The 19,860-nt window shown below is 73.4% G+C and carries 17 protein-coding genes and 1 tRNA gene; 13 read left to right on the top strand and 5 right to left on the bottom strand.

Annotated elements, in window-relative coordinates; genetic code table 11:
* Positions 1–6 precede the first annotated feature (6 nt).
* Genes ACFRAV_RS09905 through ACFRAV_RS09915 form a run of 3 tightly spaced genes read left to right on the top strand, consistent with a single transcriptional unit; the run spans position 7 to position 3,058 of the window.
* A complete protein-coding gene (locus ACFRAV_RS09905) occupies positions 7–1,461 on the top strand; it encodes a replication initiator (protein ID WP_382553281.1) in 1,455 nt (484 codons plus the stop codon).
* Entirely contained in the window at positions 1,458–1,670 is a 213-nt protein-coding gene (locus ACFRAV_RS09910) for a helix-turn-helix transcriptional regulator (protein WP_382553283.1), read from the top strand. The genes ACFRAV_RS09905 and ACFRAV_RS09910 overlap by 4 nt, the downstream gene beginning before the upstream one ends.
* Entirely contained in the window at positions 1,664–3,058 is a 1,395-nt protein-coding gene (locus ACFRAV_RS09915; protein WP_382553286.1) for a tyrosine-type recombinase/integrase, read from the top strand. Before ACFRAV_RS09910 ends, ACFRAV_RS09915 begins: the two co-directional genes overlap by 7 nt.
* Positions 3,059–3,064: 6 nt before the next feature.
* Here the strand turns inward: ACFRAV_RS09915 and ACFRAV_RS09920 are convergent, their stop codons facing one another.
* From ACFRAV_RS09920 to ACFRAV_RS09930, 3 genes are all read right to left on the bottom strand, one after another.
* A complete protein-coding gene (locus tag ACFRAV_RS09920; RefSeq protein ID WP_382553288.1) occupies positions 3,065–3,832 on the bottom strand; it encodes a hypothetical protein in 768 nt (255 codons plus the stop codon).
* 182 nt (positions 3,833–4,014) lie between these two features.
* Positions 4,015–4,101: transfer RNA gene (locus tag ACFRAV_RS09925), tRNA-Ser, on the bottom strand.
* A gap of 61 nt (positions 4,102–4,162) precedes the next feature.
* Positions 4,163–5,833 (bottom strand): S1C family serine protease, encoded by a 1,671-nt coding sequence (locus ACFRAV_RS09930; RefSeq protein WP_382553290.1) that lies wholly within the window; start codon positions 5,831–5,833, stop codon positions 4,163–4,165.
* 258 nt (positions 5,834–6,091) lie between these two features.
* On the opposite strand from ACFRAV_RS09930, the gene ACFRAV_RS09935 reads away from it, so the two are divergent.
* From ACFRAV_RS09935 to ACFRAV_RS09945, 3 genes are all read left to right on the top strand, one after another.
* The gene (locus ACFRAV_RS09935) at positions 6,092–6,919 is read left to right on the top strand and encodes a glycerophosphodiester phosphodiesterase (protein WP_382553292.1); all 828 of its coding nucleotides are present in this window, start codon (positions 6,092–6,094) and stop codon (positions 6,917–6,919) included.
* A gap of 83 nt (positions 6,920–7,002) precedes the next feature.
* Positions 7,003–7,650, top strand: coding sequence for an ATP-binding protein (locus tag ACFRAV_RS09940; RefSeq protein ID WP_382553294.1), 648 nt, complete (start codon positions 7,003–7,005; stop codon positions 7,648–7,650).
* Positions 7,651–7,823: 173 nt separating this feature from the next.
* Positions 7,824–8,804, top strand: a complete 981-nt coding sequence (locus tag ACFRAV_RS09945) for a DUF5926 family protein (RefSeq protein ID WP_382553295.1) — start codon at positions 7,824–7,826, stop codon at positions 8,802–8,804.
* A 334-nt stretch (positions 8,805–9,138) separates the two neighbouring features.
* Here the strand turns inward: ACFRAV_RS09945 and ACFRAV_RS09950 are convergent, their stop codons facing one another.
* Entirely contained in the window at positions 9,139–9,927 is a 789-nt protein-coding gene (locus ACFRAV_RS09950; protein WP_382553297.1) for a bifunctional DNA primase/polymerase, read from the bottom strand.
* Positions 9,928–10,553: 626 nt separating this feature from the next.
* On the opposite strand from ACFRAV_RS09950, the gene ACFRAV_RS09955 reads away from it, so the two are divergent.
* Both ACFRAV_RS09955 and ACFRAV_RS09960 read left to right on the top strand, forming a co-directional pair.
* Positions 10,554–12,062 carry a PP2C family protein-serine/threonine phosphatase gene (locus tag ACFRAV_RS09955; protein WP_382553299.1) on the top strand — a complete coding sequence of 503 codons (1,509 nt, stop codon included), beginning with the start codon at positions 10,554–10,556 and terminating at the stop codon, positions 12,060–12,062.
* 401 nt (positions 12,063–12,463) lie between these two features.
* Complete coding sequence (locus ACFRAV_RS09960) at positions 12,464–13,921, top strand: aminopeptidase P family protein (RefSeq protein WP_382553301.1); 1,458 nt, start codon at positions 12,464–12,466, stop codon at positions 13,919–13,921.
* A 75-nt stretch (positions 13,922–13,996) separates the two neighbouring features.
* Here the strand turns inward: ACFRAV_RS09960 and ACFRAV_RS09965 are convergent, their stop codons facing one another.
* Entirely contained in the window at positions 13,997–14,455 is a 459-nt protein-coding gene (locus ACFRAV_RS09965) for an ATP-binding protein (protein WP_382553304.1), read from the bottom strand.
* Between the two features lie 180 nt (positions 14,456–14,635).
* Between ACFRAV_RS09965 and ACFRAV_RS09970 the strand changes: the two genes are divergently transcribed.
* The 5 genes from ACFRAV_RS09970 (at position 14,636) to ACFRAV_RS09990 (ending at position 19,856) form a co-directional block, all read left to right on the top strand.
* Positions 14,636–15,502: a hypothetical protein gene (locus ACFRAV_RS09970; RefSeq protein ID WP_382553306.1), complete on the top strand. Its 867-nt coding sequence runs from the start codon at positions 14,636–14,638 to the stop codon at positions 15,500–15,502.
* A gap of 163 nt (positions 15,503–15,665) precedes the next feature.
* Positions 15,666–16,421 (top strand): YcnI family protein, encoded by a 756-nt coding sequence (locus tag ACFRAV_RS09975; protein WP_382553308.1) that lies wholly within the window; start codon positions 15,666–15,668, stop codon positions 16,419–16,421.
* Positions 16,422–16,524: 103 nt separating this feature from the next.
* Positions 16,525–17,172 carry an SCO family protein gene (locus tag ACFRAV_RS09980; RefSeq protein WP_382553311.1) on the top strand — a complete coding sequence of 216 codons (648 nt, stop codon included), beginning with the start codon at positions 16,525–16,527 and terminating at the stop codon, positions 17,170–17,172.
* The gene (locus tag ACFRAV_RS09985) at positions 17,172–17,663 is read left to right on the top strand and encodes a copper chaperone PCu(A)C (RefSeq protein ID WP_382553443.1); all 492 of its coding nucleotides are present in this window, start codon (positions 17,172–17,174) and stop codon (positions 17,661–17,663) included. Before ACFRAV_RS09980 ends, ACFRAV_RS09985 begins: the two co-directional genes overlap by 1 nt.
* Before the next feature lie 12 nt (positions 17,664–17,675).
* On the top strand, positions 17,676–19,856 hold the full coding sequence (locus ACFRAV_RS09990; protein ID WP_382553313.1) for a copper resistance protein CopC: 2,181 nt from the start codon (positions 17,676–17,678) through the stop codon (positions 19,854–19,856).
* Positions 19,857–19,860: the final 4 nt, after the last annotated feature.

Raw genomic sequence — 19,860 nt, forward strand, 5'->3', positions numbered from 1 at the left:
TTCCTCATGGCTCACCCCCCACGGCTCGACCACGTCACGAGTCCCGCCCTGCGAGACCTGATCGAACTCGCTCACCTCGATGACTACGCCCGGCTCACCGACCAGCTCCGCACCGTCCGCGGTTGCACCCGCCCCGTCAACCTCGTCGGGCAGACCACCACCCTCGACGCCGCCACCAACGCCGTACTGCGCACCTACACGACCGAGGCCGAACCCACCGGACGCCTGCTCACCGCCTGCGGAAACCGCCGCGCCTCCCGCTGCCCCTCCTGCTCACGCGTCTACGCCGCCGACACGTACCACCTGATCAAGGCCGGAATGTCCGGCGGGAAATCCGTTCCCGATGCCGTCCGGTCTCACCCCCGGCTGTTCGTCACCCTCACCGCCCCCTCCTTCGGCCGGGTCCATGCCATCCGCACCACGCAGGCCGGGAAGCCCCTGAACTGCCACTGCGGCCGCCGTCACCCCGAGGACGACCCCGCCCTCGGCACTCCGATCGACCCGGCCGCCTACGACTACGCCGGCGCCATCCTCTGGAACGCACACGCCGGAGCGCTCTGGGCCCGCTTCACCATCCAGCTCCGCCGGGAGCTCGCCGCCCAACTCGGCCTGACGCAGGAAGCCTTGCGCGCCTCGCTGTGCTTCTCCTTCGCCAAAGTGGCGGAGTACCAAAAGCGCGGCCTGATCCACTTCCACGCCATCATCCGGCTCGACGGCCCCGCCGGACCGACCACGCCTCCGCCCGGCTGGGCCGGCCTCGGGGCACTCACCCAGGCGGTGCACCACGCCGCCGACCGCACGCGGCTCACGGTCACCTCGGACGCCGTCGGCGACCGCGAACTCGCTTGGGGCGACCGGATCGACGTCCGCGAGATCACCGGCGGGGACGACGGCGGCGAACTCACCGACCACAAGGTGGCCGCCTACGTCGCCAAGTACGCCACCAAGAGCGCCGAAGCCTCCGGCATGGTCGACCGCCCGCTGACCTGCCACACCTGCCGAGGCCAGGGCAGCGCCACGGGACCCGACGGATTCCACGACCTGTGCCCAGCCTGCGACGGAACGGGACAGGCCGAGCCCATCATGGACCTGCGCGTCCGGCAGCACGTCCGCCAAATGATCCGGACCGCGTGGGCCCTCGGCGGCCTCCCCGAGTTCGCGGGCCTCCGGCTCCGGAAATGGGCCCACATGCTCGGCTTCCGCGGCCACTTCTCCACCAAGTCCCGCCGCTACTCCACCACCCTCGGAGCCCTCCGCGACGTCCGCCACGCCTGGCGCCTGGAGCAGGCCCGCAACCGCGTCGGCACCGACCTCTTCGACGACGGCACCACCCTCGTCGTCTCCCACTGGGCCTACCTCACCTCCGGCTACCGTCCCGGCGAGGAGCTGCTCGCCGCCCACATCCGCCACGAGCTCGACCACGCCCTCCGCCTCAAGTCCGAAGGAGCACCCTGGCTGTGAGCACGACCTTCCCCACCGACCGGCAGACGCAGACCCTGACGCTGGCCGAGGCCCTCGCCGAGATCCGCATGTCCCGGGCCGCCTTCTACCGCCTGCGCGCCCGGGGGCAGGCCCCGAGGTGCCTCAAGCTGCCGAACGGCCAGCTCCGTATCCGGCGGGCCGACCTCGATGCCTGGTTCACCTCGTGCGAGGTGCAGGACCTGTGCTGACGTACGACGTCCAGATCTGGGGCATCCGCAAGCGTCCCAACCGGGCCGCCGCCTACCAGCTGCGCTGGCGGGTCGGACCCCGACCCTTCTCCAAGAGCTACCGCCTCAAGGCCCAGGCCGACGGTCGACGGGCCGAGCTGCTGACCGCCCTCCGTAACCGCGAGCAGTTCGACACCGAGACGGGCCTTCCCGCATCGGAGGTCCAGGCGCTCAAGGCCACCACTTGGTACACCCACACCCGTGACTACGCACGGATGAAGTGGCCGAACGCCTCTGCCAAGCACCGTGCGAGCATCGCGGACACCCTCGCGACGATCACGCCGAAGCTGGTCAAGGACAACCGGGGTGCCCCGGCCGCGCAGACACTCCGGACCGCGCTCTACTCATGGGTCTACCGATTCGTCCTGGACGACGAGGGCGGCCTGGTTCCGCGCCTCGACGCCCACCAAGCCCCGCCCGAGATCATCGCCGCCCTCAACTGGCTCGCCGGCAAGTCGGTGGACATCACCGCGCTCAGCACGCCTGCCACTGTCCGCAAGGCCCTGGACGCGCTCACTCTCAGAACCGACGGCGGTCCGGCCGCCGAGAACACGGTGAACCGCAAACGGACGGTCTTCAGCAACTGCCTGCGCTACGCCGTCGAGCGCGAACTGCTGACGGCGTTGCCGCTGGGCAAGGTCGACTGGTCTCCGCCGGAGACCGACGACGAGATCGACTTCCGGTACGTACCGGGGCCGAAGCTGGCCAAGGACCTGATCGAGGCCGTTGGTGAACTGGGGGAGCGCGGACGACATTTGAAGGCGTTCTTCGGTTGCCTTTACTACGCCGCCACCCGCCCCGGCGAGGCAGCCGGCCTTCGAGCGGCGGACTTCACCCTTCCCGAGGAGGGCTGGGGCGAGGTGCTCCTCTCCGCGAGCATGCCGCGCGTCGGTTCCGGCTGGACCGACACCGGCGAATCCTTCGACACCCGCGGCCTGAAGAAGCGGGCCCGCAAGGCGACTCGGGCCGTGCCGATCCCGCCCATCCTGGTGTCCATGGTCCGTCGGCACATCGAGGAGTTCGGCACCGCCGGGGACGGGCGCCTGTTCCGGGCCGTGCAAGGCGGCCACCTGCTCTCCAAGGAGTACGGCCAGCTCTGGAAGGCCGCCCGCCTCGCCGCCCTCACCCAGACCGAGGCCGCCTCACGCCTCGCAGAGGTTCCGTACTCCCTGCGCCACGCGGGCGTCTCCCTCTGGCTGGAGTCCGGCGTCTCCCCGGCCGAGGTCGCCCGCCGCGCGGGCCACAGCATCGCGGTGCTGTTCCGCTTCTACGTCAAGGCCATCCACCGCAGCCAGGACCAGGCGAACCGGCAGATCGAGCAGGCTCTCACGTCGACGCATCGACCGTGAGGCCTGTCAGGCATCTGACCGAAGCTCTTCCGCTGAGCTGCAGTCCGAGGCCGACATCACTGGGCAGTTGGCGGATGTGTACTCGTCCGCGACGCTGAAGACACTCGCGCAGCGCGGGCATTCCGCTCGGCCGAAAAGGTAGGTGATTCCCTCGGCCAGAGCGGCCTGCCCGTCGCGGACGCATTTCTCGTGCATCCATCGGCCGGTGCCCGAGAGTTCCTCAGCAGGCGCCGGTCTCAGGTCGCGCCGGTCCACGTCGCCCAGGTCCCAGTCCCGGATCGCGGAGTAGCGCCCGTAGCCGCCGATGGCGATCGTCACCGCCACGGCGCAGTGCGGGCACGCCACCTCGTAGAAGTCGTCCGCGAAGTCGTCCACGACGGCACTCCAGTGGTACTGCCCTTCCGCCGCGAGCAGGCCGAGGAAGGTCACGAGATAGTCGTCCGGCCGTGACCGCAGGTGCCGGTCCAGCACGCCCCGAAGTTCATCGATAGCATCGGCACAACCTTCCAGCAGAGCGTCACAGCCATGGCTCCCCGCCGCACACCGGACGATCACCGCGGCCAGACTCCGTGCCCGCGCGTTTCGCTGCGCGAGACGGACCAGGCGGGGCAGCGCGGCAAAGCTGGCGGGGAACACCATGCTGTCCTCGAGGACGAGCCGGAGGTCCAGCTCTTCCCACGCCTCCGCGTCGTCCTCGCGCTCCACTCGCACCAGCAGCTCGGGGACACGATCGACGTCCCCGAGGCAGTCATGCATCTGCGCCCAGTTCACCACCCGCGCATTCAACCGCCATGGGGACTGTCTGCGGGCTCGGGGTCGAGATTTGGTCCACTCCTGGTCCACCAGCCCTGGTCAACGCTGGGACACGGGTGGATCACGGTGAGACAAGCCGCACGCAGAAGGGGTGCCCCGGCAACCGGGACACCCCTTCTGACCTGCACTGTCTATGACCTCGGCGGAGGCGGTGGGATTTGAACCCACGGTGACATCGCTGCCACGACGGTTTTCAAGACCGTTCCCTTCGGCCGCTCGGGCACGCCTCCCCGCGCCGGGCGAGCCCGGCGCGGGGACAAGAGTAACGGGTCTGCGAGGGGCGTTGTCAGGTCAGTTGTCGCCGGTGCGGGAGCCGAGGGTCAGTTCGACCGTGCGCTCCTTGCCGTCGCGCTCGAAGGTGAGCTTCACCGTGTCGCCCGGCTTGTGGGTCCAGATCTCGCCGATCAGGGCCGGGCCGCTGTCGATGGACTTGTCGTCGAAGCGGGTGATCAGGTCGCCCGGCTCCAGGCCGGCCTTGTCGGCCGGGCCGCCCCGCTCGACGGCGGTGCCGCTGTCGCCGATGATGCGGGCGCCGCCCTCGCCCTCCGTCATGGTGACCGAGGCGCCGATCTTGGCGTAGACCGGCTTGCCGGTCTTGATGAGCTCCTGCGCGACGAACTTCGCCTGGTTGATCGGGATGGCGAAGCCGAGGCCGATGGAGCCGGCCTGACCGGTGCCGAAGCCGTCGCCGGCGGACTGGATCGCGGAGTTGATGCCGATCACGGAGCCGTCCGCGTTCAGCAGCGGGCCGCCGGAGTTGCCCGGGTTGATGGAGGCGTCGGTCTGCAGGGCGCTCATGTAGGAGGCCTTGCTGCCCGCGCCGCCGTCGCTGGAGGCCACCGGGCGGTTCTTGGCGCTGATGATGCCGGTGGTGACGGTGTTGGACAGGCCGAACGGGGCGCCGATGGCGATGGTCGGGTCGCCGACCGCCACCTTCTCGGAGTCGCCCAGCGGCAGCGGCTTCAGGTTGTCCGGGGCGTTCTTCAGCTTGATGACCGCGACGTCGTAGCCCTGGGCGTGGCCGACCACCTCGGCGTCGTACTTCTTGCCGTCCGGGAAGGTCGCGGTGACCTTGCCGCTGTCGACGGCCTCGGCGACGACGTGGTTGTTGGTGACGATGTGGCCCTCGGTGTCGAAGACGAAGCCGGTGCCGGTGCCGCCCTCGCCGCCGGAGTTCTGGGCGTCGATGGTGACGGTGCTGGGCAGCGCGGAGGCGGCCACGCCGGCCACCGAGTCGGGGGCGCGCTGCACGCTGCCGCCGCCCGCGGAGACCACGGTCGAGCTGCCCGGGCCGCCGGAGGAGTCGGCGAGGCTGAAGCCGATGCCGCCGCCGACGCCGCCGGCCACCAGGGCCGCCACGATCACCGCGGTGATCAGGCCACGTCCGCCGCGGCGGGGCTTGGGGGCCGGCTGCTGCAGGGGCGCGCCCCACACATCGGTCCCGTGACCACCCGGAGCGCCGGGGGCACCGGGGGCGGTGGGCGGCGGCCAGGCGCCGACCGGCTCCGCCGCGGGCGCGCCGGACTGCGCGGCCGCCGCGTACGGCTGCTGGTGCTGGACCTGGGTCTGGGCCTGGGGCGGCTGCGGCGGGGACTGCTGCGGCGGGGACTGCTGCGGTTGCGCGTGACCGGAACCGGAGGCGGCGGCCGGGTGCGGCTGCGCCGCCTGGCCGGCCGGCTCCTGCGGTGCGTGGGTGCCCTGGCCCGCGCCCACCACGGTGGGGGCCTCGCCGGCTCCGGCGCCCGGGGCGGCGTGCGGGTGGGCCGCGGCGTGCGGCTGCGCGGCAGGCTGCTCGGCCGGCACCGGCGGCAGCTGCTCGGTCGGGGCGCTCGCCGCGGGCGGCGCCGGGGGCACGGTCGGGACGGGCGGCGCGGCTGCCGGAGGAGCAGCGGGAGTCTCCCCCGTCGCCGGCGGGGCGGACGGAACCGGCGGGACCGCAGTGCCCTCGTTCTCGCTGCTCACAGCTCTTCTCCTCGATCCAGGCTGGTGTACGGGCTGGTGCATGGGCGGGATGGGTGGCATCCGTCCATCAGCTTTTCCCACAGGGCGTCAGAGCACGATAAGCCGTACGCCGTCCTGCCCGGACATTGTTTACTACGGACAATCCACCCAAATCCGACACGTGTACCAAATGACCTCCCAGGAACCTCCGTTACCAGGTCCGCGGCCGTCCTCCCCACCCGCTCCCCGGCCGGGCGCCCGGGGTGGCACCATGTCGCGGTGACGAACGCAACGCAGCGGCGCATCCAGGTCGTCGCCCATCGCGGCGCCTCCGAGGACGCACCCGAACACACCCTCGCCGCGTACCGGAAGGCCATCGAGGACGGAGCCGACGCGCTCGAGTGCGACGTGCGTCTCACCGCCGACGGCCATCTGGTCTGTGTCCACGACCGCCGCGTCAACCGCACCTCCAACGGCCGTGGGGCCGTCTCGGCGCTGGAGCTGGCGGACCTCGCCGCCCTGGACTTCGGCTCGTGGAAGAACCCGGAGCAGTGGCACGGCCGCCCGGAGGCCCCCGAGTGGGAGCACCGGCCGGAGGACCGCGAGGCCACCTCGGTGCTCACCCTGGAGCGCCTGCTGGAGCTGGTCAGCGACGCCGGGCGGCGCGTGGAGCTGGCCGTGGAGACCAAGCACCCCACCCGCTGGGCGGGGCAGGTCGAGGAACGGCTGCTGATGCTCCTCAAGCGCTTCGGCCTGGACGCGCCGGAGGCGCCCGAGGAGTCCCCGGTGCGGATCATGAGTTTCTCGGCCCGGTCGCTGCACCGGATCCACGCCGCCTCGCCCGCCCTGCCGACCGTCTACCTGATGCAGTTCGTCTCCCCCCGGCTCCGCGACGGGCGGCTGCCGGCCGGCGTGGGCATCGCCGGGCCCTCGATCCGCATCGTGCGCTCCCACCCGTCGTACATCGAGCGGCTGCGGCGGGCCGGTCACCGGGTGCACGTCTGGACGGTCGACGATCCCTCGGACGTGGAGCTCTGCGCCCGGCTCGGGGTGGACGCCGTGATCACGAACCGGCCGGACGCGGTCCTGCGCCAGCTCGGGCGCTGACCCCGCCGGAGGCCCGTCGGACCCGCTGCCGGGCGTTTTCCGGGAGTGCACCGGCGCATCCGGCGTGTCGCCGGTGGGGGTGAATGCGTCCCGCCGGGGCGCCCCGGCGGTTTCCGCCGCAGATCAAGGGGGCATTCACACCCTGGCGTGGGGCGAAGGAGGTCTCGGGGGTGGCGTTGATGGTGGCACAGGAGGTGCCCACGTCGTCGAGCATGTCCGTTCCGCACGGACCGGCCGGCGTGGGCCGGGCAAGACATCGGGTGCGCGACGAGCTCCGCCGCGGCGGAGTGCCCGATCCGGTGATCGACGACGCGGCGCTGATCCTGTCGGAACTGCTGAGCAACGCCTGCAAGCACGGGCGTCCGCTGAGCGGCACCGCGGACGGCCAGGTGCGGGTGACCTGGCGGATCGATCCGGGCGGCCGGCTGACCGTGGAGGTCACCGACGGCGGCGGCCCGACCCGCCCCCGCCCGGCGACGCCGTCCGTGACGGCGCACGGCGGCCGGGGGCTGAACATCATCACCTCGCTGGCCGACGACTGGGGCGTGCGGGACGGCGTCTGCGGCGAGGTCACGGTCTGGGTGGTCGTCCACCGGGACGTGCACGACCCGGACGCCGGGCGTCACCGCGAGGACTTCGCCGCGCGGGTGGTCGCGCCCCGGGTGCCCGCGGTGGTCCAGCTCGCCGATCTGGACCTCGCCTTCCCGGACCCCTTCGACGATCTGCCATGAGCAACCCGCCACGGTCACGTGCTACGCGCGTCGACCACTGGCATATGGCACACACGCCCGAGCGCCGCGGCGGGCGGGCGTGGTGACGCGCCGTCGGCGGCGGCGAGGGACCGGGGAGCGGCTAGGCTCGCGGCCGAAGCACGAGCAGCCCAGCCGTACCCGGGAGACACCCCATGGCCAAGAAGCGTCAGACGAAGGGCGCGCGCCCGCAGCGCGCGGCCGGATCCCAGGTCGACGACGGGAACGTCCCGGTCGTCGGCGCCCGCGAACCCTGCCCGTGCGGCAGTGGCCGCCGCTACAAGGCCTGTCACGGCCGGGCCGCCGCCCAGGCGGTGACCGAGCTGGTGCAGCGTCCGTTCGAGGGCCTGCCGGGCGAGTGCGACTGGGTCGCGCTGCGCGAGCTGGTACCCGCCGCGACCGTCGAACTGACACTCAAGGACGGTCTGCCCGAGGGCGTCCCCTCGGTCACCCTGGCCACGGTGCTGCCGATGGCCTGGCCCGCGCTGCGCCGTGACGACGGCTCGGTGCTGATCGGCCTGCAGAACGACACCTCCTCAGGCGACCTCAGCCGCGACCTGGCCGACGTGCTGACGCAGGCGCTGGAGACCGAGCCGGGCAACCCGGTGGCCGGCCGCCGCGCGCAGGCCGGCGGCCCGCGCCTGCAGGACCTGTTGGACGCCGACGCCCCGTTCGCGCCGGTGGTGCACGCCGGCTTCGAGTTCTGGGTGCCGGACGCGTCCGCCGCCACCGCCGACGTGAAGGCCTCCCTGGAGCGGGCCAACGAGGCGGCCGTGCCGACCGTCAAGCTGACGGGCGTGGACGCGGCCTACTGGTGCGAGACACCGGAGAAGAACCACCTGCGCTGGGTCATGCCGCACGAGGAGGAGCGTCTGCTGGACGCCCTCGCCCGGCTGGACGCCGCGCGCCGCAGCGACCTCGGCGAAGGCACCCGTCTGGTCGGCTCGTTCCGCGCCCACGGCCTGGTCGTCCCGGTGTGGGACCTGCCGACCGGCGTCACCGCCGAGGACGTCGAGAAGCCGGCCGCCGAGTTCGCCGAGCGACTGGCCGCGGCGCTGTCCGACGACGCCCCGCTGACCGCCGACGAGCGCCGTGCGCGCGGGGGGCTGACGAACCGCCAGGTGACGCTGAGCTGACGGTTTTCGGGCCGCGCCACAAGGGTCTTCCGGGGCACGTCCGGGGACGGCCGAAAGGGCCGCGACCGAATTTGCCAACGGCCGATCTCTTGTTAACGTTCAAGTAGCCCGGTTGCTGGTGCATCCCCCGTCGCCAGCAACCGGGTCTTCGTCTGTCCGGCCCCCTCGGCGGGGCCTCCGGGACCGCGTGGGCGACCTCGTCGAGGCGCCCGCCCGGGCCCCCGGCCGACGGCTCCGACCTCCGGCCGTCGCCGGCTTCTTCCAGCTTCCACCGGCCCGGCGGTCCGCAGGAGCCCCGACGGCGACCGTCGGGCACTCCTCGGCGCGGACGCGCTCAGGCGTCCGGCGCGCCGACCTCGGGACGGGTCAGCGCGGTCACCGCCGTGCCGACCACCCGCTCCACGTCCGGCAGCCACGGCGCCGCGTCGCCCGGCTCCGGCTCGCGCACCCAGCGGACGCGCCCCTGACCGGTCACCGACGGCGGCAGCGCCAGGTAGCCGCCCTGCCCGTGGAACCGCAGCGAACCGGGCACCATGTCCTGGGCGTAGAGCAGCTCGCCCAGCCGCTCCAGCGAGTACGGCCGCACCAGCAGCGCCCACCGGGTGGGCGAGGCGACGACCGGGCCGAGCCGCACGCCCTCACGCTCCAGCTGCGCCACCGCGCGGGCGCCGGCCACCGCGGGAAGACTCAGCGCGCTGGGCCCCTCACCCTCGCCCGTGGCCAGCAGCACCGGCGCGGACGGCCGGTTGCCCCACCACCACCGCACCATCCGCGCGTCGTGGGTCGCCGCCGGCAGGGCGGGGTCGAAGGGGTGGGCTCCCGGCGACGGACAGTCCGCGTCGGGGCAGGCGCACCCGCCGTGCCCCTGCGGGCCGGGCACCGCTCCGGGCAGGACCCGCCACCCCCAGCGGGCGAATCCGGCGGCGGCCTCGGCCGTCACGGCCGTGCAGGCCGGCCGGCCGGTGCCGGTCACGCTCCCACCGGTCATACTCTCGCCGGTCACGCTCCCACCGGCCATGCTCCCGTCGGCCGGGCGAAGGCCCGGGGAGGCCGAACCGCTCCCGGGGAGCAGACCGGACAGGAGCGACAGAAGCCTGCGTCGCTTTCCGAGGATCTCGCGCATGGGCGCTCGTTCCTTTCCGTTGCACGCTGGCAACACCGAGGACTGCTTCACACCATGTGTCGATCACTGCACTGCGTACGTACTGCGGCGCTTCACCGGCCCATGTCGGGCAGGGAGCACGAGCCGAGCCTGCTGCTCCGCGGCCGTGGTGCGCCCATCACCAGCATGGGCATGGCGCGGGGTGGCGAAGTTGCGTTTCGCCGTTCCTTGTCACGTCGGTTGCGCACGTACGGTGTTTCGTGTTGCTCGCCGCGGTGAACACTGCGGCCACGCCACTTCCGGACACCGGTTCGGCCGTCGACCAACAGCACGCGGGAGAGCGGTCACCGGGTTCCACGCGGCCCGCTCCACAACCTCCGGCTCTCTCACCAGTAGGTACCCCGCAAGTCCGGGGTGACGCGCCGCGGGGCGCATCCCTATACGACCGCACCCCCACAGGGCCACGGCGTTTTCCGGACAGATACCGTCCCGTCCCCGTGCACCTCTCCGACACCTCGCGCCCCAGGAGCTCACCGGAGCAGCGGCGGAAGGACCTCCAGGGACACCCACGCCACGGACGGGACAATACTGGACATCTCGTGATGAGTCCGTTAGTTGTGGGGGGACCGTCGGCTGCGCGGAACCACATGGGGGTTTGCGATGCTTTTGCACGCTACGCACCGGCCCGGAAGCCGGACGCCATGAGCGCCCCTCACCCGCCGAAAGTGGCCGGATTCGATTCGCCCCTGCCCTCCTCCGCCCCCGCGTCCCCCACCGTGCCTCCCGTGGCCGGGACGCCCTCGTGCACACCGCCCCCGCGGACCGGCGCCGTTCCCGACGCACCCGCCCGCCCCGCCGGCACCCGGCACTGCACGGAGCCGCGCACCCTCCTCGAGGACCGGCTGGCCGGCCGCATCGCCGACCTCGCCTCGCTGCACGACCTCACCCGCTGCCTGGTCCGCACCGGCACCGTCCGCGACGCGCTGCGCGAGATCCTGCACGCCGGGGCCCGCCTGCTCGGCGCCCGGCGGGGGCTGGCGGTGCTCGACCAGGACGGGCCGCCCGGGGAGTACGGCCCGCACACCCCGGTGGGCCACGGCCTGACGCACGAGGAGCTCGGACAGCTGGAGACGGTGCCGGCCGCCGACCGTCCGCAGGCCCCACTGACCACGGACCCCACGCTGACCGAGGTGGCCCGCCCCGACCTGACCGCCGAGGTCGCCCTCACCCCCCGCCACCGCGAGGTGGCGGACCGCCTGGGGTACGCGGCCGCCTACGCCCACGCCCTGGACCCGCACGACGGCTCCCGGCTCGGCGCCGCGGTCTGGCTGTTCGACGGGCCGGCCGTCCCCGGCCCGGCGGAACGCCGCACGGCCGCCCACTACCTCGGCCTGGCGGGCGACCACCTGGCCCGGCTGCTGGAGGTGGACCGCGCCCGCGCCCGCCTGGCCGCCCTCGCCGAGGGCCTCCTCCCCTCCCGCCTCCCCACGATGCCCGGCGTCCGGCTCGCCGTGCGGCACCGCACCGGGCCGCTGGGGGGCGGTGACTGGTTCGACGCGCTGCCGCTGCCCGAGGGGGCGCTCGGCCTGGCGGTCGGCTCGGTCGCCGGCTCCGGGCCGCAGGCCGTGGCCGCGAGGGGCCGACTGCGGGCCGCGCTGCGCGCCTACGCGGTGATGGAGGGCGAGGACCCGGTCGCCGTCCTCTCCGACCTCGAGCTGATGCTCCGCCTCACCGAGCCCGGCTGCCCGGCCACCGCCCTGTTCGCGCACTGCCGCCCCGGCGGGCGCCGCCTGACCCTGGCCGGGGCGGGGCACAACCCGCCGCTGGTGCTCGGCGACCGGCGGGCCGAGTTCGTCGAGACCGGCGTCTCCGCCCCGCTGGGCATGCTCGGCTGCTGGGAGGCGCCGGGCGCCGAGGTCCGCCTGGACCCCGGGGAGACGGTGCTGCTGTGGACCGACGGCCTGCTGCGCCGCACCGGCGACCCCGTCGACCGGGCGTTCGCCCGGCTGCACCGGGCCGCGGCGGGTGTCCCCCGGCGGCTGCGCGACGACCCGGAGACGGTCGCCGACCACGTGCTGCAGGCGATGCTGCCGGACGGGCGGGACGCGACGGACGGCGCCGACGACATGGTCCTCCTCGCCGCCCGCTTCGACTGAGCCCTCGCCGCCCGGGCCCGCACCGGCCGAGCCCGCACCGGCCTCCCCACCCTCCGCCCGTCCCATCGCCGCGCGCCGCTGCCGTCCTCATCGCTGCGGGCCTCGTGGGCGGCCGGGCGCCCGGCCGCCGGGTGGGCTCCGGGCGGGGCGGGCGGGCTCCGGGCGGGGCGGGCGGGCGACGTCGGCCGGTCCGCGGGGGTCCGCCGGACCGCCGCCTCCGCCCGGCAGCCGAACGGTCCGCGGACACCGCCGAGCCGCCGCCGAGCGGTCCGGTCGCGCCGGAGCCGCGCATGCCCTGCGTGGCCGGCCGTGACCGTGCGTACCGGGCAGCTTCCGCCCCTGGGGCCGTCCTTCCCCGAAACGTACGATGGTGCATACATCAGTACATCGAGGAGGACGACGTGGCGGAAGAGCTGCCGGAGACCCCGGACACCGAAGCCGAAGAGCCGATCAAGCAGCGCAAGAACGGCCTGTACCCGGGCGTGTCCGACGAGCTCGCCGAAAGCATGCGGACGGGCTGGGCCGACACCGAGCTGCGCGACCTGGAGCCGATCGCCCAGGCGGAGGAGACCGCCCGCCGTCGTGCCGCGCTCTCCGCCCGCTTCCCGGGCGAGCGCCTGGTCGTCCCCGCCGGCAACCTCAAGACGCGTTCCAACGACACCGAGTACGCCTTCCGCGCCTCGGTGGAGTACGCCTACCTCACCGGCAACCAGACCGAGGACGGCGTCCTGGTCATGGAGCCGGCCACCGACGGGCACAACGCGACGCTCTACCTGCTGCCGCGCTCCGACCGCGAGAACGGCGAGTTCTGGCTCTCCGGCCAGGGCGAGCTGTGGGTCGGCCGCCGTCACTCGCTCTCCGAGGCCGAGCTGCTGTACGGCATCCCCTGCTCGGACGTGCGCGAGCTGGCCGGCGCGCTGCGCGAGGCCACCGGCCCGGTGCGCGTGGTCCGCGGCTACGACGCCGGCATCGAGGCCGCGCTGACCGACAAGGTCACCGCCGAGCGCGACGAGGAGCTGCGCGTCCGCCTCTCCGAGATGCGTCTGGTCAAGGACGGCTTCGAGGTCGGCGAGCTGCAGAAGGCCGTCGACTCCACCGTCCGCGGCTTCGAGGACGTGGTGAAGGTCCTCGACCAGGCCAAGGCCACCTCCGAGCGGTACGTCGAGGGCACCTTCTTCCTGCGCGCCCGCGTCGAGGGCAACGACGTCGGCTACGGCACCATCGCCGCCTCCGGCCCGCACGCCTGCACCCTGCACTGGGTCCGCAACGACGGCCCGGTCCGCTCGGGCGACCTGCTGCTGCTCGACGCCGGTGTGGAGACGCACACGTACTACACGGCCGACGTCACCCGGACCCTCCCGGTCGACGGCCGCTTCACCGACATCCAGCGCAAGATCTACGACGCGGTGTACGAGGCCCAGGAGGCCGGCATCGCGGCCGTGAAGCCTGGCGCCAAGTACCGCGACTTCCACGACGCCGCGCAGCGCGTGCTGGCCGAGAAGCTGGTCGAGTGGGGCCTCGTCGAGGGCCCGGTCGAGCGCGTCCTGGACCTCGGTCTGCAGCGCCGCTGGACCCTGCACGGCACCGGCCACATGCTCGGCATGGACGTCCACGACTGCGCGGCCGCCCGCACCGAGACCTACGTCGGGGGCACGCTCGAGCCGGGCATGTGCCTGACCGTCGAGCCCGGCCTCTACTTCCAGGCCGACGACCTCACCGTGCCCGAGGAGTACCGCGGCATCGGCGTGCGGATCGAGGACGACATCCTCGTCACCGAGGACGGCAACCGGAACCTGTCGGCCGCCCTCCCGCGCCGCTCCGAGGACGTCGAGTCCTGGATGGCGGACCTCGGCGCCTGACCCGTCACGCCTCCGTGCCGTCCACCGGGGCGGCACGGGGCCCGTCGACGACGTACGCGCCCCCGACCAGCGGTCTCAGACCGCGGTCAGGGGCGCGTTCTCACGCCACTTGAGCAGTTTGTCGAAGCTGACGACCGCACCGCCCGCGCCGGGCAGGTTGTCGACGCGGACATGGTCGGCCAGCTTCCGGATCAGCATCAGGCCGCGGCCGTTCTCCGCCTCGGCGCCGGGCTCCGGGAGGAACGGAAGGACCGGGCTGGGCGCGCCGCTGTCGAAGCCGGGGCCCGAGTCCGAGACCTCGATCCGGCACCGCTCGCCGTCCATGTAGGCCGTGACCTGGTAGTCCGCGGCGTCACCGCCGCCGTGCCCACCGTGCTCCACGGCGTTCGCACAGGCCTCGCTGAGCGCCACGGACAAGTCGTAGCAGATGTCCGGGTCCACTCCCGCCGTCTCCATCGCCCCGAGCAGCAGACGCCGTGCGAAGGGAACGCTGGCAGCCTCACACCGCAGTTGGAGTGACCACAAGATGCTCATGCTCCTGCCTCCAGGCGGCGGCTCGGCTCGACATACCGATACGTATTGCCCTTACTCCCCGTGCCTAAGCGCCCGTTCGACGTGAGAACGCCCATACGGCGGCGGGCCGAATGGCGGCACTCGACGCATATCGGACCTGGTCTGTGATGCCGGAGCGACGAGTGGGATGATGGGCCCGCCATGACTGCCCTCCACCAGCGCACGGCGCACACCGGGGACGACCTCCGGTACCCGAGGGCCGCGGCCTTCGCCGCGGTCTGCGTCGTGCTGGCCGGAGGAGGGCACGTCCTCGCGTCCTCGGCCTCGCACCCGGCCGTCCCCTCCGGGTGGACCTGGGGCGCGGGTTTCCTCCTCGTCCTGGTGGCCGCCCTGCCGTTCGCCGGGCGCGAGCGGAACCGTTCGCTGCCCCGGATCACCGGATTCCTGGTCGTCTGCCAGCTGGTCCTGCACACCCTCTTCGCCCTGGGTCCGCAGTCCATGGCCGGCGGCCGGCACGGCGCCGCGGGCATGGGGGCCGGCGGCGCCGTCGACTCGGCGGCCGTGGTGGACCGCGCCTCCCGCATCGTGTGCGGCGCGAACCGGCTGACCGCGGAGGAGGCCCGGCAGATACTGATCGACGCCGGACTCGGCCGGGACCTCGCGGAGTTCGCCCACCTCAGCGCCGGCGGCGGCCACGGCCATCAGCACACCGGTCCTTCCGACGCCTGGCTCAGCGTGCTGCCCTCGCTGCCGATGCTGCTCGGCCACGCGCTGGCCGGGCTGGCCGCGGGCTGGCTGCTGCGCCGCGGCGATCTGGCGCTGCTGCGGCTGACGCGGCTCGCCGGACAGGACCTGACCGGCCGGCCGACGGTGCTGCGGCCGCTGCTCGCCGCCCTGGCGCTGGTGCGCGTCCTCCGCTCAGGCCTGCCCGGCGCCCACGAGCGTCCGCAGGTCCCGCCGAGCTCCGTCCTCGACGACGTCCCGGCGCCCTCCACCGTGCCCCTCCAGCACGCGGTGATCAGGCGCGGCCCGCCCGCCGCGGTCCGCACCCTCGCCCTCGCCGCCTGACGCGACGCCCCTCTCCGTCCCCGCGCACGGCCTGTCGACCCCGTCGACGGGGCCTTCCGTGACCGCCGGATCCGGACCGGACGCCGCCGTCACGCGGCCCGGCGCGCCCTGCGCGCGCCGTCCGACCGAATCCACCGTGTGAATCCGGAAGTGGAGTGTGCCCGTGAAGGCATCCCGTATCGCCGCCGTCGCCGCGGCCGGCGCGTCCGTCCTGCTGCTCTCGTCCCCGTCCTTCGCCCACGTCAGCGTGCAGCCGGAAGGCGCCGCGGCCAAGGGCGGCTACGCCACCGTGGCGTTCAAGGTTCCCAACGAGCGCGACAACGCCTCGACCACCAAGCTCGAGGTCAACTTCCCGGCGGACCACCCGCTGGCCTCCGTGATGCCGCAGCCCGTCCAGGGCTGGGACGTGAAGGTGACCCGGAGCAAGCTCGACAAGCCGCTCGACCTGCACGGCCGTCAGGTCGACGAGGCCGTCACGAAGATCGTCTGGACCGCCGAGGACAAGAAGAAGGGCGGCATCTCGCCCGGCTTCTTCCAGAAGTTCCCGGTCTCGGTCGGCCCGCTGCCCGAGGACGCCGACGAACTCGTCTTCAAGGCGCTCCAGACGTACTCGAACGGCGAGGTCGTACGCTGGATCGAGCTCCAGGAGGAGGGCCAGGAGGAACCCGACAGCCCCGCCCCGGTGCTCGCGCTCTCCGCCGCCGCCGAGGACGGACACGGCCACGGCGACAAGAAGAAGAACCAGGCCGCCTCCGGCAGCGAGGCCAAGGCCGACCGGGCCGGCCACTCCGACGACCACACGAAGCACGCCGCCTCCCACAGCACGGACACCACTGCCCGTGTACTGGGCGTGGTGGGCATCGTCGTGGGCGTCGCCGGCGTCGCCTTCGGCGTCCTGGCCCGCCGCCGCACGGCCTGACCGCCGTACGCCTGACCGACCCATCCAGCCCTACGGCCGTCGCCGGGACGCGTCCTCACGCGTCCCGGCGGCGTCCGGGTCCACCACCGGGACACGAGACACCATGCGCAAGAAGAAGTTCACCGCGGCCGCCCTGCTCGCCGCCGCCGCCCTCACCCTGTCCGCCTGCTCGTCCGGTTCCGGGGAGCCGGACACCGCGGTGAGCGAGGTGGCTGCCGACGACAAGGCGGCGACCGTCCTGGACACGCCGTTCGAGAAGCCCGACCTGGTGCTCACCGGCACCGACGGCAAGGAGTTCGACCTCCGCGAGGAGACGAAGGGCAGGCCGACGCTGATCTACTTCGGCTACACCCACTGCCCCGACATCTGCCCGCTGACGATGAACAACCTGGCCGTCGCCAAGAAGTCGCTGACCAAGGCACAGCAGGACGCGCTGCGCGTCGTCTTCGTCACCACCGACCCCGACCGCGACACCCCCGAGGAACTCGGTTCCTGGCTCAAGGGCATCGACTCCGACATCGTCGGTCTGACCGGCGACTTCGCGACCATCCAGGCCGGTGCGCGCACCGTCGGCATCTCCATCGAGAAGCCGGTGGAGAAGAAGGACGGCAGCTACGTCTCCACCCACGGCACCCAGGTGATCGCCTTCTCCCCGAAGACGGACCAGGGGTACGTGCTCTACGGCGAGGACGCCAGCGTCGGCGACTGGTCCGCCGACCTGCCCGAGCTGATCAAGGGCGAGAACCCGTGATCCGCACCGCCGCCGCGCGTCCGGCGCGCCGGTGCGCGGCACGTGGCCGCCGCCTGGCGCTCGCCGCCGTCGCCGCGCTCGCCCTGCCGCTGTCGGCCTGCGGAGCGCAGGACGGCCCCGACCTCTCCGTCGAGGGCGCGTACATGCCGCAGCCCGTGACCGACGAGCTGGCCGCCGGCTTCCTGACCGTCGTCAACGACGGCGACCGGGCGGCCGAGCTCACCGGGGTCTCCAGCGACCTGGCCGCCCGGGTCACCGTGCACGAGACGGTCGACGGGACGATGCGTCCCGCCGCGTCCGTCGACGTGCCCGCCGGCGGGCGGCTGACGCTCGAGTCCGGCGGCACGCACCTGATGTTCGAGGATCTGACCCGGCGGCCGGCGAAGGGCGAGACGGTCACCGTCGAGCTCCGCTTCAAGGACGCCGACCCGGTCACGGTCGACATGCCGGTCCAATCGGCCACCTACACACCGTCGCACCACCGGCACTAGGGAGGGACCACCGTGACGCCGACCATCGCGCCCCGCACGGCGACCACCGCAGGACCGCGGATCGCACGTGTACTGGTACTGCTGCTGCTCACCATGGCCGGGCTGTTGCTGGCCGGGGCCGGTCCGGCGTCGGCGCATGCCGCGCTCACCGGCAGCGACCCGAAGCAGGGGGCGGTGGTCAACCGCGCTCCCGAGCAGGTGACGCTCACCTTCTCCGAGAAGGTCGCCGTCTCCGCCGACTCCGTCCGGGTGCTCGACCCCGAGGGCAACCGGGTGGACATCGGCAAGGCCCCGTCCGTCGACGGGACCAGCGTGCGGGTGACGTTGCACGAGGGCCTGCCGTTCGGCACGTTCACGGTGGCCTACCAGGTGGTGTCCGAGGACAGCCACCCCGTCGCCGGCGCGTACACCTACTCGGTGGGCGCCCCCTCGCAGACCTCGGTGACCCTGTCCGAGCAGTCGGCGGGCGGCGGGGTGGTGGGCACCCTGTACGACGTGGCGCGCTACGTCTCCTACGCCGGGTTCACGGTGCTGGTGGGCGGCGCGGCCTTCGTGCTGATCTGCTGGCGGCGGGGCGCCGGGGTGCGCGCGCTGCAGCGGCTGGTGGTGGGCGGCTGGCTCGCCCTCACCGTCGGGACGCTGGCGCTGCTGCTCCTGCGCGGGGCGTACATCGGCTCCGGGAAGCTGGGCGACATCGCCGACATGAGCCTCCTCGCCCAGGTGTTGCGGAGCAGCTCCGGGGCGGCGCTGGTCTGCCGTCTGCTGCTGCTCGCGGTGGCCGCGCTGTTCGTGGCGGTCCTCTTCGGCACGTACCAGCGGCGTGAGGACGGCGCGGAGAAGCGGGACCTGTCGTTCGGCCTGACGGTGGGCGGCGTGGTCGTCGCCGCGGGACTCGCGGCGACCTGGGCGCTGTCGGAGCACGCGTCGGCGGGGCTCCAGCCGGGGATCGCCATGCCGGTGGACGTGATCCACCTGCTGGCGGTGGCGCTGTGGCTGGGCGGGCTCACCGCCCTGCTGGTCGCGCTGTACCGGCGTTCGGCGGAGATCACCGTGGAGAGAGCCGCGGTGCACCGCTTCTCGCGGGTGGCGTTCCTCTCGGTGGCGGCGCTGGCGGTCACCGGCGTCTACCAGTCCTGGCGCCAGGTCGGCTCCTGGGACGCGCTCACCAGCACGTCGTACGGACGCCTGCTGATCGTCAAGGCGGGGCTGGTGGCCCTGTTGGTGGGGATCGCCTGGATCTCCCGCCGCTGGACCCGGCGCCTCGACGACGCCGAGGCGGAGGGTGCCGTGGGGGCGGAGCCCGCCGAGGGCGCCGAGGATGCCCGGGAGGCCGACGAGCACACGGCCGAACCCGGGCAGGCCGCGGAGGCCGGGTCGGCACGTTCGGCCGGGACCGGCGCGCCCGTCGGGACCGCCGGGGCCGACGCCGCCGGTGGGCCGGGGGTACGGGCCGGGGCGGGGGAGGCCGCCGGGGAACTCGGGGCCACCAGCACCATGGGCTCCGTCGGCGCGGCGGGCGCCGCCGCGGCCGTGGGATCCGCCGGGGCCGCCGCCGCGGTGGCCCACCTGGCCGGTGAGGTGCCCGCCCAGAAGACCGGCGGCGACGGGGACGACGACGCCGACCCGCGCCGCGCGGAACAGCTGGCCCGCCAGCGCGCGGCCGTCGAGACCGCCCGCCGCCGCAAGGAACGCGACGCCGACGCCCCGCGCGCCGGACTGCGCCGCTCCGTCCTCGCCGAGGTCGCGGTGGCCGTCGTCGTCCTGGCCGTGACCACCGCGCTCACCGGGGCCGAGCCCGGCCGCACCGAGCAGCAGGCCCGGGCAGCGGCCTCCTCGCTCAAGGCGGCCACGGGAACCGTCTCCGTCGAGCTGCCCTTCGACACCGGCGGCAAGGACGGCGACGGCGTGGTGCGGCTGGAGTTCGTCCCGGCACAGGTCGGGGAGAACATCATGCACGTCTACGCCGAGCACTCCTACGGTGCTCCGTACGACCTCCCCGAGCTCAAGGTGGCGCTCACCCTGGAGGACAAGAACGTCGGCCCGCTGCCGGTGTTCCCCAAGCACATCTCGGCCGGTCACTGGTCCGCCGCGGGCGTCCAGATCCCCATGGCGGGCGACTGGAAGGTGTCGGTCACCGTACGGACCTCCGACATCGACCAGGTGACCGTCGACAAGAACGTGAAGATCGGCTGACGAC

The sequence above is a fragment of the Streptomyces sp. NPDC056600 genome (assembly GCF_042792855.1).
Classification (GTDB): Bacteria; Actinomycetota; Actinomycetes; order Streptomycetales; family Streptomycetaceae; genus Streptomyces.